The following is a 16,838-nucleotide window of genomic DNA, read 5'->3' as shown; positions in this document are numbered from 1 at the left end:
ATATTTTTTGCATGGCAACATGTTTGTGTACTGTGGTTCCTGACGTTTGGGTTGGAGGATACTTCTGATTGCTCCAAACATATTCTCAATCTCGCCCCGTCTTCGTCTCATAGGCGTGCTTGATCGCGGCAGCGAGGGTTTCCGGCTTTTCCGCGCCCATGACGATGAAACGCTCGTCGATGATGAAGGCGGGGACGCCGGTGACGCCGATGCGGTGGGCCTGTTCGACGGCGGCGGTGATCTTGTTGCGGTCGGAATCCGTCGGCAGCAGCTCGGCGACGAGATCCGACATCATGCCGACATCGGCGGCGGCCGAGACCAGCGTTTGCGGGTCGCTGAGATCGGCGCCTTCCAGGAAGTAGAGGCGGAACAGGCGCTCAGCCATCTCGCTCTGCAGCCCGTCGGCGCGCGACCACAGCAGCAGGCGGTGGCAGTCCAGCGTGTTGGGCGAGGTGCGGATGCGCTCGAAGGCGAAGGGAATGCCTTCCTGCAGGCCGGCGGCGGCGATCTGCTCGTGCAGCGCGTCGATGCGCGCCTGGCTGCCGAACTTATCCATCAGGTACTGCTGGCGGTCCTTGCCCTGCGGTGGGATGGTCGCGTCCAGCTGATAGGGCTGCCAGCGCAGGGCAACGGGAATGTCCGGCAGGCTCGCCAGCGCCTTTTCCAGCCGCCGCTTGCCGATATAGCACCAGGGGCAGACCACGTCGGAAATGACGTCGATGGGCATTGCGGCCTGGTCGGGCGAGGCTGCCTGCTGCCCGGCTGCGGTATCCGTCTCGGCTGGCATGGGCAGTCCTTTCGTCGGTTGCGCAAGAAGCGCGAAGAGATGGCGCGTCAGGCGAAGGCTGTGCTGGAGACGATGGCGCCGATCCGCCGGCGGATGCGCTCCTGCGCCTCCGCGTCCCGCAACACGGCGATATCGCCCAGCCCCTCGACCGTAGCAACAAAATCCTCGTCGCGCGATGCGGCAAGCGTTGCCGAAAGGACGGGGTTGACGGCGGGAACCCCGAAGGGGTCGTCATTCGCGGCCCGTGAGGCGAGCGGCGGCGGCGCGATCTGCGCCAGCTGCAGGGTCAGCGGCTCCAGCCCGCGCAAGGCCAGCGCCTCGCCAAGGGCCGCCAGATAGCGCTCGTACGCCACGCGTGGCAGAAGGGGGAGACCGCGTCGCGGGCGATAGCCGGCCAGCACCCGGTCGGCAAGGGCCCGGCGGGCGCCGGCCCGCAGCAGGCACAGGAGGTGCCGGGCGAGGATCTGCGGCGCGGCCGCGCGGGGCACGCAATCGCTGGCGCCACTCTTCAGCAACACGGCAGCCTCCGCTTCGTCCGCGCACAGAACCAGGACCGGCAGCGCGATATGGCGCGGATCTGCGCGCAAACGGCCTAGAAGCTCGCTCGCACGGGATGCCGGCAGGTCGATCACCATCAGCCGGGCGTGGGCCTCCTCCAGCGCAGCCAGCGCGGCATCCGCCGTGAGGCAACCGCGCAGGTCGAGCGCCGCAAGGTGGGCGCCGAGCGCCACGCCGATGCGTGCACTGTCGCCGGCAACCAGCAGCGGAATGCCGCGGGAGAGGTTGCGGGTTCGGGTCGGCCTCGGCGAGGCATCCAGGGCCAGCGGGCCGAAGGCGGACCGGCGCAGCCGTGCTTCCTCCATGCGCCGCGCCTGGCGCACGGTCTCGGCCAGCCGCTCCAGCGCCAGTTCCGGCGGACAGGCGGGGGAAAGGAACGCATCCGGCGGGGGCATCTCAAGGCCGCCGGCGGTGCCGGCCGTCTCGGGGCAAAGCACGACGCGCGGCACATGCACGCCCTTTTCCCGCGCGCCCGCCAACCGTTGGGCAGCCTCAGGGTGAGGAAGGGCGTCTGCAAGGCCGATCACCACATCGGGCAGATGCGATGTTTGGGTGTCGGCCCATGCGATCTCGGCAAGGTCGTCCCAGGCGAGGGCAAGGCGCGCGAGCGGGCTGTCCGAGCGATCCTTTTGCCCGTCCAGCAGCACCGACAGGCGGCGGGCGGCCTCCCGGTTCATGCGACCTGCGAGTGGCCGAAGCCGGCGCGGATCGCCAGCGCCTCGCGGTCGACCTTGCCGGAGGCATTGCGCGGCAGGGCCGCGACGGGCAGCACCCGGTGCGGCATCTCGGCAAGGCCGGCATGCTCGGCTTCCAGATAGGCGTAGAAGCCCTCCACATCGAAGAGCAGGCCCTTCTGCGGTACCAGCGCGGCATAGAGCCGGGCGCCGAGAATGCCATCGTCGACCAGGAAGGCAGCGGCCTCGGTGATGCCCGGGAAGGCGGCGTAGAGCGCGTCCAGCGTCGGCAGCGAGCCGATGCCCGGCGCCATCTGTCCCGGAATGCCGAAGCCGGTGATGCCGCTCTCGGTTTGGCGCAGCGGCAACAGCGTGTCGACGAAGCCGGCCTTGTCGGTCGGCATGCGCACCTTGCAGGCGGGCCAGGCCGAATCCGGCACCATGGCGCCGCGCACCTTCAGCGTTGCCGGGCTGACTTCCGTATCGATGGCGATTTCCAGCAGCGCCGGGGCCTGTGGGGCGGCAGAGGGCGAGCCCATGCGTCCGCTCGGCAGCGGACGGGGCAGGGCGCTGCCCTCGCGGGTGCGGGCGACCATGGCGAACTCGTCGGCGACATGCAGGTCGACCAGCTCGCGGTTGCTGGCATGCGGGGCAGGGGCGGGCGAGTGGGCCTGCCAAACCGGAACGATGCGGCATTCGGGCCGCTCGATCCGCCGGTCCAGCGCCGGCACCAGCGCGCCCGGGCACAGCACGATATCGGCCTCGGCCGCATCCGCATGGGCGGCGAGCCGGCGCAACGTGCCGGGATGATGCAGGTGCAGCGTGCCGCCGGACAGCAGCCACGGCACGAGGCCGGCACCGATGCCGGCCATGCCGGTCAGCGCGTAGGGCAGCAGGAAGTTCGGCGCCTGCGGCAGGGAGAGCTCGAGATAGGGCATCAGGCCGCAGGCGACCCACTGGTTGTGGCTGCGGGCGATGGGCAGCGGCTCGCCGCTGGTGGAGCGGGTCCAGGTCAGCGTCGCGACATGGTCGGCGGCGTTCTGGTCGCGGCGGACGGGCGCAGGCTCGATATCCTCGGACAGTTCGCCGAGGATCTGTTCCACCTCCATCAGGCCGTCGGCGACGTCGCGCCCCAGGCCGAAGACGAAACGCAGCGCGAAGAGGTCCGCAGCGGTGTCGCGCGCCTCCAGCCCGATGGAGCGCCCACCGAAGCTCTCGCCGGCGACCAGCGCCTTGGCGCCCGCGCGTGTCAGGGCCTCCAGAACGTTCTTCTGGCGCCAGTGCAGCGGCAACGGCGCCACCACCAGCCCGGCCCGCAGGGCCGCCAGCAAGGCGATGACAGCATCCACCGTGCCCGCGCTCTGCAGGCCGATGACGTTGTCGTGCTTCAGCCCGACTGCCGCGAAGAAGGCGGCAAGCCGGCTGATCTCGGCATCGGCCTCCGCATAGGTGAGGCGGCGGGGCGCCTCGCGGAAGCCGCCCACGGCCTCGTCCGGATCGCACAGGGCGAGCCGTTCGGGATGGGCGGCTGCCGTCTTGCGGAACAGCGCATCCAGCGTCACACGGCCCCAGATGCCGCTCTGCCGGTGTGCGTCGATTGTCTTCAGCGGGGTCAGGATCATCTCGTCATTCCCAAGCCACTCAGCGCCGTTTTGCGGCGGACCACCATGTCTCGAAGCGCGGTCCGGTAATGGACTGTACCTCAGGGCGGCCGATCGCGGTCCAGCGCGCCACCCATTTTTCAGGAAGATGGAAAAGAGGCACCACATAGGCACCCGAAATCAGCGCCCGGTCGAAGGCGCGCACCGCATCGGTGAAGCCTTCCGCATCGCGCGCGGACAGCATGGCGTCGATGGTCGCGTCCACTGCCGGGCTCTTCACGCCGGCATAGTTGAACGAGCCGTCCTGCCCTGCGGCATCGCTGCCCCAGCGGTAGCGCTGCTCGTTGCCGGGCGAGAGGGAGACCAGCCAGGTGTTCATGACCATGTCGAAATCGAAGGTCTGGCGGCGGCGCTGATACTGGGCGCTGTCGACGGAGCGAATGCGGACCTCGACGCCGATCAGCTTGAGTGCGCGCTGATAGGCCAGCGCCAGGCGCTCCTGATCCTGTGAGGCGACGATGATCTCGAAGGAGAGAGGTACGCCGCCGGGATCGCGCAAGGTACGGCCCTCGATCCGGTAGCCGGCCTCGGCCAGCTGCTCCACCGCCGCGCGCAGCACCTTGCGGTCGCGGCCCGAACCGTCGGCATGCGTCGGCCGCCAGGTGCCGTCCAGCACGTCCGGGGCGATCTCCTGCGCGAACGGGGCGAGCAGCGCACGCTCGGCCTCGCTGGCCGGACGACCGAGGGAGGAGAGCACGGAATTGTCGAAATAGCCGCCCGTGCGCGCATAAAGGCCGTGATAAAGCGTACGGTTGACCCATTCGAAGTCGAACAGCATGGCCAGCGCCCGGCGCACCCGTACGTCGGCGAAGATCGGCCGGCGGGTGTTGAAGACGAAACCGTGCATGCCGGCTGGCGTGCCAAGGCGAAAGCCTTCCTTGACGACCTTGCCTTCCGCGACCGCGGGAAAGTCCAGCGAGGTGGTCCACCGCGCCGGATCGGCGACGGGCAGCACCTGCACGAGCCCCTTCTTGAAGGCCTCGAACAGCGTGTTCTCGTCGCGGTAATACTCGATCCGCACCTCGTCGAAATTGTAGAGGCCGCGCCGGATCGGCAGATCCTTCGCCCAGTAGTCGGGATCGCGGCGATAGACGATGTTGTTGCCCGGATCGACACTGTCGATGACATAGGGGCCGGAGCCGACCGGCGGCACCAGGGTGCTGCGATCGAAGGTCTGGGGGTCGATCGTGTGCTTGGCGAAGATCGGCGACATACCGACCAGCAACGGCAATTCGCGGTCGCTCCCGTCGGCAAAGGTGAAGCGCACGCTGCGCTCGCCGGTCTTCTCCATGCTGGTGATGCGGCTGTAGCGCGAGCGGAAATGCGGCCGCCCCTTGTCGCGCAGAATCTCGAAGGAGAAGATCACATCGCCCACGGTCACCGGCGTGCCGTCGGAGAAGCGGGCCCTCTCGTTGAGGCGGAACTCGATCCAGTCGCGCTCATCCGGCATCCGGACCGATTCGGCCAGCAGACCATAGAGCGTGAAGGGCTCGTCGAGATTGCGCTCCAGCAGGCTCTCGGTCACCAGCGCACCGAAATCCGTATCGCGGATGCCGCGTGCCGTCGTGGTGCCGCCCTGGACGATGAACTGGTTCAGGCTGTCGAAGGAGCCCTGGACGCCGTGGGTGACCGTGCCGCCTTGCGGCGCATCGGGATCGGCATAGGGAAGGTGGGCGAAAGTCTCCGGTAGGGCAGGTTCGCCATGCATGGCGATGCCATGGCTCCACGGCACGTCGGCGGCCTGCGCTGCCCCGCCAACAGGGGCAAGGGCAAGCACGGCCGCGGCGAAAAGCGCTGGAAGCTTCGCCAGAGGGAGAATCGGGACGGGTCGCATCTCGGTCATGGTGTCGAATTCTAGTGCCCAATCACTTTGTTATGGTTAACGCAGTCTCAACGACAGTTCCCTGGTCGCGGACGACGGGGAGGCGGCAGAGACTGCGGCATTCTCGCAACAGCGTGACGATCCCGCACGAATGAGGCCGGCTTGAGGGCGCCCGCGCCGCCGACAAACTGGATATTCGGCGCGTCAGACTGTAAAGATGCGCCCGTGATCGCACGAGCCAAGGTCTTGCCGCATTCATTGCGCACAGGTTTGGCGAGAGAGGGACAAAAGTTTTCCCGTTCGCGGCGACGACGCGCTTGGTGTCCGCCGTGACGAAACAACGGACTTTAGGGACGCATTGCATGGCAGATAGACTGAAGAACCACCTGGCTGGCCTGACCATCGCCGCTGCGGCGACTGTGGCTTTTGCCGGCGGCGCCGCTGCGCAGACCCAGACGATTCAGCCGCCGGCGGACACGCCCTGGGTGAAGATCTGCAATACCGACCCGCAGTCCAACAAGGAAATCTGCGTCGTGACGCAGGAGCTGCGTACGGATACCGGCCAGTTCCTCGCCTCCGTCGCCGTGCGCGAGATTGGCGGCGAAGCCCGCAAGACCCTGCTGATGGCGGTGCCCCCCGGCATGCTGATCCAGCCGGGCCTGCGCGTGCAGGTCGACACCGGCAAGCAGACCGAAGCCAAGTACGGCATCTGCTTCCCGAACGCCTGCTATTCCGAGCTCGTGATCGACGACGCTTTCATCAGCTCGATGAAGGCCGGCGGCAACCTGGTGCTGACCACGCTGAACCAGCAGGCCAAGCAAGTTCCCTTCCAGCTCACGCTGTCCGGCTTCACCAAGGTCTATGACGGACCGGCGATCAATCCGGAAGAACTGCAGCAGAAGCAGCAGCAGCTGCAGTCCGAGCTGCAGAAGCGCGCCGAAGAGGCTCGCCAGCGGCTGATCGAGAAGCAGAAGGAAGTGACCGGCTCGGGCGCGAACTGAGCCGGAGCTTTCGGGTCATTGATACGACAACGCCGCGGCCTTGGCCGCGGCGTTTTTCGTTGTGGCATCGGTCGGGACCGAAAGGGGGAACGCGGTTCGTCGCCCCTAGTGCAGGTCCACGTCGCGCGGACGATAGGTGCCGTCGTCCTGCTGTTCGAAGATCTCGTCGACCTGGGGATGGCGAACGGGTTCGCCCGTATCGTCCGGAACCAGGTTCTGCTCCGAGACATAGGCGACGTATTCTGTCTCCGCGTTCTCGGCGAGCAGGTGATAGAACGGCTGGTCGCGATCCGGGCGCACGTTTTCCGGGATCGCGTCCCACCACTCTTCCGTGTTGGAAAATGTCGGGTCGACGTCGAAGATGACCCCCCGGAAGGGGTACACCCGGTGCCTGACGACCTGACCGATCATGAATTTCGCGGTGCGCATCTGTTCAGGTTTCAGCCAGTTTGAGCGTAAGTCGGGAGTTTCTCCCTCTATTCAACACTAGCGCATACGCTCTGAACGGGCGGTTTACAAGTCGCGAGCTGTCGGCTGCGCGCACTCTTCGTCCTCATGCGCACCGCTTGCCGCTCAAAGTCCGTAAAGAGCGGCCATGTCCGGATCCTTTGCGGCAACGATACGGGCAAGATCGACGATCACCTTTGCCTGTTTCCAGGTGGCATCATCCTGCATCTTGCCGTCGATCATCACCGCACCGGTGCCGTCTGGCATGGCTTCCAGAATACGCAAGGCGAAGGCGACTTCGCCCGGCTCCGGGCTGAACACCCGTTTGGCGATGTCGATCTGGCTGGGATGCAGCGACCAGGCGCCGACGCAGCCCATCAGGAAGGCGTTGCGGAACTGGGCCTCGCAGGCGGCGGGATCGGAGAAGTCGCCGAACGGCCCGTAGAAGGCCTTGATCCCGGCGGACATGCACGCGTCCACCATCTTGGCGACGGTGTAGTGCCACAGATCCTGCTGGAATGCCGGACGCGCCGTGCCGGCGTCTCCGGCATCGGCGAGCACCGTGTAGTCCGGATGGCCACCACCGACCCGGGTCGTCTTCATGCCGCGCGAGGCCGCAAGATCGGCGGGGCCCAGGCTCATCCCGTGCATGCGCGGGCTGGCGGTGGCGATCGCTTCGACGTTCTTGACGCCCTCGGCGGTCTCCAGGATCGCGTGGACGAGGATCGGCTTCGAAACGCCGGCCCTTGCCTCCAGCTGCGCCAGCAGCTGGTCGATATAATGGATGTCCCATGGTCCCTCGACCTTAGGCAGCATCACCACGTCCAGCTTGTCGCCAACCTCGGTGACGATCTCCATCAGATCGTCCAGCACCCAGGGGCTGTTCAGGCAGTTGATACGGGTCCAAAGGCCGGTGGTGCCGAAATCATTGTCCTGCGCCATGCGGATGAACCCGCGCCGCGCGTCCGTCTTGGCGTCGGCGGGAATGGCGTCCTCGAGATTGCCCAGCACCACGTCGACCGAGCGGATCAGGTCCGGCACCTTGGCGCGCATCTTCTCCACATGCGGCGGCACGAAATGGATCATCCGCTCCAGCCGCACCGGCTGCTCGCGCAGCGGCGCTGGCGCGCCGATGGCAAGCGGTTGGTAGAAGGCGCGCGGTGTCTTCATGGTGTTCTCCTCCCATTTGGCCCGCTTCGATGCGGTTCCTCACCCGTTATGCTGCATCGCATATAATGGCTTTCGCAGCGCGGCACGCAAGCCGGACCTTCGGCGAAAGGCAGCGGAGAGGGGAGGTGTCGTCGGTCGCTATAAGCGCTAGAGCCACTTGCGCATGATCCACATCCACTGGGACGGGTTCTCGCGGATCCACTGTTCGAACAGGGCGTGATAGCGCTGCGTCGCGGCAACGGCATCGGCCTTTCGGTCGTCCGTGCGCGGCATCTCGACCACGCGCGCCTCGATGCGGAAGCGGTTGCCGGGCAGCCGTACCACCCGGCTTGCGACCAGCGGCACGCCGGCGGCCCGCGCGATGGTGGCGGGATAGACCGTGGCCCAGGCGTCGCGGCCGAAGAACGGAATCACTACGCCGCGCCTATCCTGGAGATCGGCCAGCATCGCCGTGCGTCCGCCCGACCGGGCGATGGTCAGCAGGCGCCGCGCGGTCTCGTGGCTCTTGGGATACAAGCCGCCGGGATAGATGCGGGCGCGAAGGTCGTAGACCAGCTTGTCGACAAGCGGATTCTTGATGGTCTGGTAGACGCCGACCGGCTGCCATCCTGCGGCGAGCCCGCCCATCGCAGTGACTTCCCAGTTGCCCGCATGCAGGGAGACCACCACGGCGCCGCTCTCGCCCACCGTTTCGCGCACGTCGTCCACATCATATTCGAAGCGGGCCGGATCGGCGACCAAGCGGTCCAGCTGCAGAGTCTCGGCGGCGATCCGACCGAGATTCTCCCACATTCCCAGTAAGACGCGCCGATGCTCTTCGCGCGGCAGTTCCGGCATCGCCTTTGCCATATTGGCGAGCGCGCGCCGGTGCCGTCTGTTGAAGCGGGCAAACAGCCGCCAGGCCTTTCCCATGACGAAGGAGGCCGTATCCGGCGGCATCAGGCGCAGCAGCCAGAGCGCGAAACTCAGCAATCCCCATTCCAGCCGATAGCGCAATCCGCCGTGCTCGCCGGGGCGTTCGCCGGGCTGCTTGCCGGTTTCGCCGGGGGAATCGGTCTGCGTCATCGCCTGTTGCCGTCTCTACTCACTTATGCGGAGGGTCGTTGCCGTTGACCGGTCTGTGCGAACCCGTTAGGCCTGCGGTGATTAACCAAGCAGTCGAGGCTTGGCAACACGCTCCCTGTTTGGCGGGCACCCCTCCCGCCCGCCGGAGGCCCTGATGGAAAATGTGATATCGCTGGCGCTTCCGTTTTTCGGGCTGATCTTCCTCGGGGTAGGCGCCGGAAAGCTGAAGGACATTCCCGCATCCGGCCTGGCGTGGATGCAGTTCTTCATCATCTACATAGCGCTGCCGGCGCTCTTTTTCCGCCTCCTGGCCAAGACGCCGATCGAGGAGCTGACCAATATCGGCTATGTGGCGGCGACGACCTTCGCCACCTATTCCGCCTTCGCCATTGCCTTTTGCGTCGGCGTCCTTGCTTCGCGCGGCAACATTCCCGAGGCGACGATCCAGGCGCTGGCCGGCTCCTACTCGAATGTCGGCTACATGGGACCGGGCCTGACGCTCGCGGTGCTTGGACCGGCCGCCGCCGTGCCGACGGCGCTTGTCTTCTGCTTCGACAACATCCTGCTGTTCACGCTGACGCCGCTGATGATGGCCATCGGCGGCACCGACAACGAGCCGCCGCTGAAGACCATGATCACGGTGGTGAAGCGCATCTTCACCCATCCGTTCATTCTGGCGACCATCGCCGGCGTTCTGGCGGCGGCGGTCGAGTTTCAACCGCCGCAGGCCATCGATACGCTGCTGACCTTCCTCAGCAACGCGGCCGCTCCTTGCGCGCTTTTCGCCATGGGCGTCACGGTCGCGCAGCAGCCCATGGGCCGCGTGCCGCTTGAGCTGCCGGTGATCCTGGCAGTCAAGCTGATCGTCCATCCGCTGATCGTGCTGATGCTGCTGAACTGGATGGGCGGCGTCGAGCCGGCATGGGTGGCGACCGCCGTGCTGATGGCCTGCCTTCCGCCGGCGGCCAATGTGTTCGTGATCGCCCAGCAGTACCATGTCTACATCCAGCGGGCCTCGAGCTCGATCCTCATCGGCACCATCGCCTCGACGGTCACCGTGTCGATCTTCATCTATCTGATCACGGAAGGCCTGCTGCCGCTCCAGTAACGTTCGTGCCGAAACGTACCGCCCGCACAAGAACACAAGAGGGTGGCCGTCCGGGAGGAGACCAGGGACATGACGCAACAACCGCTTGCCGGGATCACCGTGCTCGATTTCAGCACGCTGCTGCCCGGACCGCTTGCCAGCCTGATGCTGGCCGAGGCCGGAGCGACGGTGATCAAGATCGAGCGGCCGGGCGGCGAGGACATGCGCTTCTTCCCGCCCAGGGCGGGGCCGGCGAGCGCGCTCTATGCCATGCTCAACCGCGGCAAGACCTGTATCGAACTCGATCTCAAGGACGCTGCCGCGCGGGAGCGGGTGCTGGAACTGGTCGACAAGGCCGACGTGGTTCTGGAGCAATTCCGCCCCGGCGTGATGGAGCGTCTCGGCCTTGGTCCGCAGGACCTCACGAAACGCAATCCCCGGCTCGTCTACTGCTCGATCACCGGCTTCGGGCAGACCGGCCCGCGTGCGCTCGAGGCGGGGCACGACATCACCTATATGGCACTGACCGGCCTGCTGGCACTGTCCTGCGGCACGGCCGAGGCGCCGGTCCTGCCGCCGGCACAGATTGCCGATATCGGCGGCGGCAGCTTCCCGGCCGTGATGAACATCCTGCTCGCGTTGTTCGCGCGCGAGCGCACCGGGCGCGGCACTGTTCTCGACATCGCCATGTGCGATGCAATGTTCACGCTCGCCCTGTTCGCCCAGGCAAAGCTGACCGCAACCGGCAAGGCGCCGGACAACGGCGCCGATCTCCTGACCGGTGCCTCGCCCCGATACCGCATCTACCGCGCCGCCGATGGCGGCCTGATCGCCGTTGGTGCGCTGGAGGAGAAGTTCTGGACCGCGCTCTGCGATACACTCGGCCTGTCGCAAGAGGCGCGTGATGACCGCCGCGATCCGGAAGGGGCGGGGCGGGCGCTGGCCGCAGCATTCGCCGCGCATGACACGGCCTACTGGGCGCCGCGACTTGCCACCGCCGATTGCTGCGCGGCCCCGCTTGCCGGTTTGGCGGATGCTTTCCTCGATCCGCATTTCCGCGAACGCGGGCTGTTCGACTTCGAGGTCACGACGGGCGACGTGACCCTGCCGGCGACCGTCGTGCCGATTGCGCCAGCCTTCCGTGGCAGCCGCAGCGCCAAGGCGCCCGTTTAGGGGCGTTTGCCCGACGTCTCAACCGAGCGTCAGCCCGCGCATCAGGCGCGGGCGCGCCATTGCCGGGGCGATGCCTTCGCGCATCAGGAACCGGCGCAGCGGCGGCACCCGGCCAGCGAGATAGAGCCCCAGCCCGCGCAACAGCTGGACGGGGAGAAGATCGCTCAACAGCGAGCGGTTGAGCAGGTCGACGGCCGTCGTGCGCGAGGCGATGTCCGGACGGCGGGCTCGCTCATAGGCGGCCAGCACCGATGGCGCGCCGATATCCTCGCCGCGCCGACGGGCCGCCACCAGCACCTCGCCCAGCGTTGCCACGTCCCGGAACCCGAGATTTAGACCCTGCGCGCCGATGGGCGGGAAAACGTGGGCCGCTTCGCCGATCAGCGCACAGCGATTGGCGGCTACGGTCTTCGCGCTCAAGCCGCCCAGCGGATAGAGCTGGCGCGTGCCCACGATCCGCATGCGGCCGAGGATCGAGGACGCGCGGCGCTCGATCTCCAGCGCCAGCGTCTCGTCGTCGAGCGCATGCAACCGCTCGGCCTCGCCCGGCTCCTGCACCCAGACCAGCGACGAGCGGCGCCCCTTCAGCGGCACCAGCGTGAAAGGTCCCGTCGGGGTGTGAAACTCGCTGGAATGGTCGTGATGCGGCACGTCGTGCTCGAGATTGAGCACCAGGGCACATTGCGGATAGCGCCACTCGCGCACTTCGATGCCGGCCGCCTCGCGCACGGCCGAGCGGCGACCGTCCGCACCCACGACCAGCCGGGCGGACAGCGTGCTGCCGTCCGACAGGGCGAGCGTCGCGCCACCTTCGCCGATTTCGAGCCCATCGACCCGGGCGTCGATCCGCTCCAGCAGAGGTTCGCCGCCGCAGGCCTCGGCCAGTTCGGCGTTGAGCTCTGCATTGCGGATATTGTAGCCGAAGGCCGGCAGTTTCAGCTCGGATGCGTCGAAAACGACTTCCGGCGCCCGAATCAAGCGCCCCGTCGCATCGATGATGCGCATGTGCTCCAGCGGCGCCGTATGGGGGGCGATGCGGTCCCATAGCTTGAGCGAGCGCAGCATCTCGGCGGACGATTCCAGCAGCGCGGTCGTGCGGTCGTCGGACGCCGGCAGGGCAGGGGCGACAAGGGCGGTGCGGAAGCCGTGGCCGGCGAGCAGCAGCGCCATGGCCATGCCCGAGGGACCTGCACCGACCACTGCGACCTCGGTCTCGTGCCGCGCCGTCTCGCCTGCGGTTTTGCGCTGTGTCATTGCCGACATCCGATCTTTCGTGGAACCTTTGCGGGAAAGATGACGCGGCAGCGGCGTAATGCAAGCCCGTGCGCAGCGCATTTGGTCGCATCCGGCACCGCGCGGATGCTGTTTGCGCGCGGACGCCCTATCATGTCGGTCAAAGCCCGAGAGCGGATCGCCGGGCGCGAAGGAGCAATGGCGTGGCGGCAGGTGTCGGGATATCGGCGAAAGGAAGCGGCGACAGTCCCGATCCGGAACGCGCGCCCGGCCTGTGGAACCTTGCCGCCCGGCACCCGCGCGCGGTGGTTTTTGCTTGCATCGGCGTCGTCTCGCTCGCCGGCTGGGCCTATCTGGCGGCGATGGTGGCCGCCATGCTCCCGGTCATGGACATGGGCGAGCTCGGCCCCGGCATGGCGCTCTTCAACGCCTTCAACATCTTTGCCGGACTGCCGGCGGAGGCGCGCGCGCTGCTTGCCGCGATCTGCCTGCCCGAAGGCGCCTCGACCTTCGGGATGCCTGGCTCCGCGGTCTGGTCGGCGCACGACATGCTGTTGGTGCTGGTCATGTGGGTGGCGATGGCGCTGGCGATGATGCTGCCGACCGCAGCGCCCGTGATCGCGCATTTCGCCGAAAAGGTCCGACAGGCCCCGCCCGAGGGGCACCGCGCTCTAGCTCCGGGGCGGGCAACGCTGGTGCTGGCCCTCGGCTATCTTTCGGTCTGGATGGCCTATGCGGTCGTCGCGACCCTGGCGCAGGCCGCCCTGACCATGGCCGGGGCCCTGACGCCGATGATGGCGCCTGTAACGACGGTCCTGGCCGGCACCACGCTGGTCGCCGCCGGCATCTACCAGTTCACGCCGGCCAAGGCGGCCTGCCTGTGGCGCTGCCGCAATCCCCGGCTGTTCTTCGCCAGCCACAATCCCTCGACGCTGTCCGAGACCTTTCGGCTCGGCGTCATGCAGGGGCTGTTCTGCTTCGGCTGTTGCTGGGCCTTGATGACGGTGATGTTCGCCGTCGGGATCATGAACGTGCTCTGGATCGCGCTTCTGGGCCTTCTGATGGGCCTGGAAAAGACGTTTCTCTCCGAGCGCTTGCCGCAGGTGATCGGCGTGTTCCTGCTTCTGTGGGGCGGCTTCCTGCTCTCGCTCGCCGCGTTCGGCCGTGTCGCCCTTGCCGGCTGACATGGCGTCCGGCCTCGCTTTTTGCGACAAAACCATGTCAGTCTTGTTGCAGTCGGCCCCTCTTGCGGGCATAGGAAGGGCAGGGGGAAGCATTCTCTCGTCCCTTCCGAAAGGGAACGGGACCAGGTTGCGAGGCTGAGCCTGTGGCAAAGGGAAAGATGGCGGATCTCGACGCTGGCGTTACGGACAGGCTGAAAAGCGCGCATCCGCTGTTCCTGATCCATGTCCTGACTGCGCTCGGCGCGCCGATTGCGCTGCTGGCGTTGCTCGCCGGTTCGCGCGGCGACTGGACGATGCTTTTCGTCTGGCTCGGGATCGCGCTTGTGATCGACGGGATCGACGGGCCGCTCGCTCGGCACTTCGACATTGCCCGGCGCATGCCGCAATGGTCCGGCGCCTCGCTCGACTTCGTCATCGACTACGCGACCTATGTCTTCCTGCCGGCCTTTGCGCTGGCGGCCAGCGACATGCTGTCGACGCCGTGGAACTGGATCTGCGGCGGCCTGGTGGTGTTCACTGGCGCACTCTATTTCGCCGACAACGGCATGAAGCAGCCGGACGGCTCGTTCAAGGGCTTCCCGGCGGGCTGGAACATGGTCGTGTTCGGGCTGATGGTGCTGTCCTCCTCGCAGGTCTTCACGGTCATTTTCGTGGTGGCTCTGTGCGCGCTGACCTTTGCGCCGATCCGCTTCGTCCATCCGGTTCGCGTGGTGCGCTGGCGGCCGCTGACGCTCGCCGTGACGCTTCTGTGGTTCGTGGCCGCCGGCTTTGCCATTGCCGATGGCATGTCGGCCGAAGGGCCGGTGAAGTGGCTGCTGGCCGCGACCAGCATCTATCTGCTCGGCGTCTCCGCCCTGCATCAGTTGCTCGAGCGTTTGCGCTGACGCGCTTGCGCCCATAGCGCGCAAAAGCTCCCGAAAAGCAAAACACCCAACGTGCGAAAGGGGGTTGCCGCCGTTCGCCGCGGCCCCCATCATCCGGCTCACGATCGAGAACCAATCCCGACGGGAGCGAAACATGGTGAAAGCAATCAGGGTGCATGAGACCGGCGGGCCGGAGGTCATGCGCTGGGAAGACGTCGAGCTCGGCAATCCGGGCAAGGGCGAGGCACGGATCCGCCACACCGCAGTCGGCCTCAACTTCATCGACATCTATTTCCGTTCCGGCCTCTATCCGGCGCCGGCCGGCCTGCCCTTCACTCCGGGCAATGAGGGCGCGGGCACCGTCGTTGCGGTGGGCGAGGGCGTGACCCACGTCGCTCCGGGCGACCGGGTGGCCTATGTCGGCCCGCTCGGCTCCTATGCCGAGGAGCGCCTGCTCCCGGCCGACCGTCTCGTCAAGATCCCGGACGGGGTCGACGACAAGACCGCTGCCGGCATGATGCTCAAGGGCATGACGGCGCGCTACCTGCTGCGCAAGACCTACAAGGTGACCTCCGACACGACGCTGCTGTTCCATGCGGCGGCGGGCGGCGTTGGCCTCATTGCCGGCCAGTGGGCAGCCAAGCTCGGCGCCACGGTGATCGGCACGGTCGGTTCGGAGGAAAAGGCAGAGCTCGCCAGGGCCAACGGCTACACCCACGTCATCAACTACCGGACCGAGAACTTCGTCGAGCGCGTGCGCGAGATCACCGGCGGCAAGCTGTGTGACGTGGTCTACGATTCGGTCGGCAAGGACACCTATCCCGGTTCGCTCGACTGCCTGCGTCCTCTCGGCATGTGGGTGTCGTTCGGCCAGTCGTCCGGCCCGATCACCGATTTCAATCTCGGCCTGCTCGGACCGAAGGGCTCGCTCTTCGCCACCCGTCCGACGCTCTTCACCTACATCGCCTCGCGCGCCGACCTGGAGGAGACCGCAAACGATCTCTTCGACGTGGTGCGCTCGGGCGACGTCAAGATCGCGGTGAACCAGGAGTACAAGCTCGCCGATGCCGTGAAGGCGCATGAGGACCTGCAGGGGCGCAAGACCACCGGAACCACCGTCCTCGTACCCTGACCGCGAGCCATGGATCGATCCCGCTCCCTCTACGGTCCGGCGCTGCGGTATTTCGCAGCCGTCGCCAGGTCCGGGTCGATCCGCTCTGCGGCACGCGAACTGAACGTCGCCTCGAGTGCCGTCAACCGGCAGATCCTGTGGCTGGAGCAGTCGCTCGGCCACACGCTGTTCGACCGGCTGGCGCGCGGGGTGCAGTTGACGCCCGCGGGAGAGATCCTGCGGGCGCATGTCTTGCGGACCTTCGCCGACCTGGAAGCAACGCTCGGCGATCTCGATGCCCTGACCGGCATGCAGCGGGGCACCGTGCGCATCGCCAGCGTCGAGAGCGTCACCGAAAGCCTGCTGCCCGACGTGGTCGCCGCCTTTCGCCGCCACTATCCCGGCATCCACCTGCACACTGTGCTGACCGGATCCGAGCAGGTGGTGGAGGCGATCATTGCCGGCGAGGCGGATGTCGGCTTCGCCTTCGAGCCGCCCGAAGACCCGCGCCTTGCCGTCGCCTTCCACCGGGATCTGGAGATCGGGGCCGTGGTGCGGCCCGGCCATCCGTTGACGCAGCTGGCACGCGTGTCGCTCAGCGACTGCCTGTCGCATCCGTTCTGCTTTCCCTCCAGCGACCTGTCGCTCAGGAAACGTCTGGACATCGCGCTGTCTGATGGCGGTTTTCCGCCCGGCGCCTTCGTGGAGGCGAACTCGCTGAAACTGATGCGGGAGCTCACCCGCAGCGATAACACGGTCGCCTTTCTCACCACGCTTGGCCTGGAACAGGAGCTGGTCGACGGATCTCTGGTCTTCCTGCCGCTGGCGGACCAACCCCTGAAGCGGGACCGTTTCACCATTCTGACCTCGGCGCACCGAAGCCTCGGTCACGCGGCACGCGCGTTCTTCGAACATTCTATGGACGCATTGCGAGCGCGCCTTGCCATGATCGATGCCAATTCGGCATCATAGAGGGCGAAAATATCTTCTGGTCGCGGCGAT

Annotated in this window: 15 protein-coding genes; 7 read left to right on the top strand and 8 right to left on the bottom strand. The window is 66.9% G+C overall.

Annotated features, from left to right (window positions below; translation table 11 throughout):
• Positions 1-85: 85 nt before the first annotated feature.
• From ACVJ6E_RS09345 to ACVJ6E_RS09330, 4 genes are read right to left on the bottom strand one after another with little or no spacing between them, the layout of a single operon-like run.
• Positions 86-787 (bottom strand): DsbA family oxidoreductase, encoded by a 702-nt coding sequence (locus tag ACVJ6E_RS09345; RefSeq protein ID WP_120268011.1) that lies wholly within the window; start codon positions 785-787, stop codon positions 86-88.
• A 47-nt stretch (positions 788-834) separates the two neighbouring features.
• Complete coding sequence (locus ACVJ6E_RS09340; protein ID WP_120268010.1) at positions 835-2,022, bottom strand: hypothetical protein; 1,188 nt, start codon at positions 2,020-2,022, stop codon at positions 835-837.
• Positions 2,019-3,641 (bottom strand): class I adenylate-forming enzyme family protein, encoded by a 1,623-nt coding sequence (locus tag ACVJ6E_RS09335; protein WP_120268009.1) that lies wholly within the window; start codon positions 3,639-3,641, stop codon positions 2,019-2,021. Before ACVJ6E_RS09335 ends, ACVJ6E_RS09340 begins: the two co-directional genes overlap by 4 nt.
• 19 nt (positions 3,642-3,660) lie before the next feature.
• Positions 3,661-5,523 carry an extracellular solute-binding protein gene (locus ACVJ6E_RS09330; RefSeq protein WP_491676431.1) on the bottom strand — a complete coding sequence of 621 codons (1,863 nt, stop codon included), beginning with the start codon at positions 5,521-5,523 and terminating at the stop codon, positions 3,661-3,663.
• A 341-nt stretch (positions 5,524-5,864) separates the two neighbouring features.
• Here ACVJ6E_RS09330 and ACVJ6E_RS09325 point away from each other — a divergent pair, with 341 nt between their 5' ends.
• Complete coding sequence (locus ACVJ6E_RS09325) at positions 5,865-6,503, top strand: invasion associated locus B family protein (protein ID WP_120268008.1); 639 nt, start codon at positions 5,865-5,867, stop codon at positions 6,501-6,503.
• Between the two features lie 105 nt (positions 6,504-6,608).
• On the opposite strand, the gene hspQ is transcribed toward ACVJ6E_RS09325, so the two are convergent.
• The 3 genes from hspQ to ACVJ6E_RS09310 all read right to left on the bottom strand — a co-directional run bounded on the left by hspQ (position 6,609) and on the right by ACVJ6E_RS09310 (position 9,185).
• Entirely contained in the window at positions 6,609-6,932 is a 324-nt protein-coding gene (gene hspQ, locus ACVJ6E_RS09320) for a heat shock protein HspQ (protein WP_120268007.1), read from the bottom strand.
• A gap of 144 nt (positions 6,933-7,076) precedes the next feature.
• The gene (locus ACVJ6E_RS09315; protein WP_120268006.1) at positions 7,077-8,120 is read right to left on the bottom strand and encodes an HpcH/HpaI aldolase/citrate lyase family protein; all 1,044 of its coding nucleotides are present in this window, start codon (positions 8,118-8,120) and stop codon (positions 7,077-7,079) included.
• 147 nt (positions 8,121-8,267) lie between these two features.
• On the bottom strand, positions 8,268-9,185 hold the full coding sequence (locus ACVJ6E_RS09310; protein ID WP_120268005.1) for an LpxL/LpxP family acyltransferase: 918 nt from the start codon (positions 9,183-9,185) through the stop codon (positions 8,268-8,270).
• Positions 9,186-9,339: 154 nt separating this feature from the next.
• Here ACVJ6E_RS09310 and ACVJ6E_RS09305 point away from each other — a divergent pair, with 154 nt between their 5' ends.
• Complete coding sequence (locus ACVJ6E_RS09305) at positions 9,340-10,293, top strand: AEC family transporter (RefSeq protein ID WP_120268004.1); 954 nt, start codon at positions 9,340-9,342, stop codon at positions 10,291-10,293.
• Between the two features lie 69 nt (positions 10,294-10,362).
• Complete coding sequence (locus ACVJ6E_RS09300) at positions 10,363-11,445, top strand: CaiB/BaiF CoA transferase family protein (protein WP_120268003.1); 1,083 nt, start codon at positions 10,363-10,365, stop codon at positions 11,443-11,445.
• Between the two features lie 18 nt (positions 11,446-11,463).
• Here ACVJ6E_RS09300 and ACVJ6E_RS09295 read toward each other — a convergent pair whose 3' ends face one another.
• On the bottom strand, positions 11,464-12,699 hold the full coding sequence (locus ACVJ6E_RS09295) for a UbiH/UbiF family hydroxylase (RefSeq protein ID WP_491676430.1): 1,236 nt from the start codon (positions 12,697-12,699) through the stop codon (positions 11,464-11,466).
• 182 nt (positions 12,700-12,881) lie between these two features.
• Here ACVJ6E_RS09295 and ACVJ6E_RS09290 point away from each other — a divergent pair, with 182 nt between their 5' ends.
• From ACVJ6E_RS09290 to ACVJ6E_RS09275, 4 genes are all read left to right on the top strand, one after another.
• A complete protein-coding gene (locus tag ACVJ6E_RS09290) occupies positions 12,882-13,862 on the top strand; it encodes a DUF2182 domain-containing protein (RefSeq protein ID WP_199681034.1) in 981 nt (326 codons plus the stop codon).
• A 158-nt stretch (positions 13,863-14,020) separates the two neighbouring features.
• Positions 14,021-14,746 carry a CDP-alcohol phosphatidyltransferase family protein gene (locus tag ACVJ6E_RS09285; RefSeq protein ID WP_120268001.1) on the top strand — a complete coding sequence of 242 codons (726 nt, stop codon included), beginning with the start codon at positions 14,021-14,023 and terminating at the stop codon, positions 14,744-14,746.
• Positions 14,747-14,879: 133 nt separating this feature from the next.
• Positions 14,880-15,857, top strand: coding sequence for a quinone oxidoreductase family protein (locus ACVJ6E_RS09280; RefSeq protein WP_120268000.1), 978 nt, complete (start codon positions 14,880-14,882; stop codon positions 15,855-15,857).
• Positions 15,858-15,866: 9 nt separating this feature from the next.
• The gene (locus ACVJ6E_RS09275) at positions 15,867-16,808 is read left to right on the top strand and encodes a LysR family transcriptional regulator (protein ID WP_120267999.1); all 942 of its coding nucleotides are present in this window, start codon (positions 15,867-15,869) and stop codon (positions 16,806-16,808) included.
• Positions 16,809-16,838 lie beyond the last annotated feature (30 nt).

The organism is Stappia sp. G46H5W (assembly GCF_058448995.1).
Note: the sequence above shows the minus strand (reverse complement) of the source record. Positions and strands in the feature narration are given on the sequence as shown.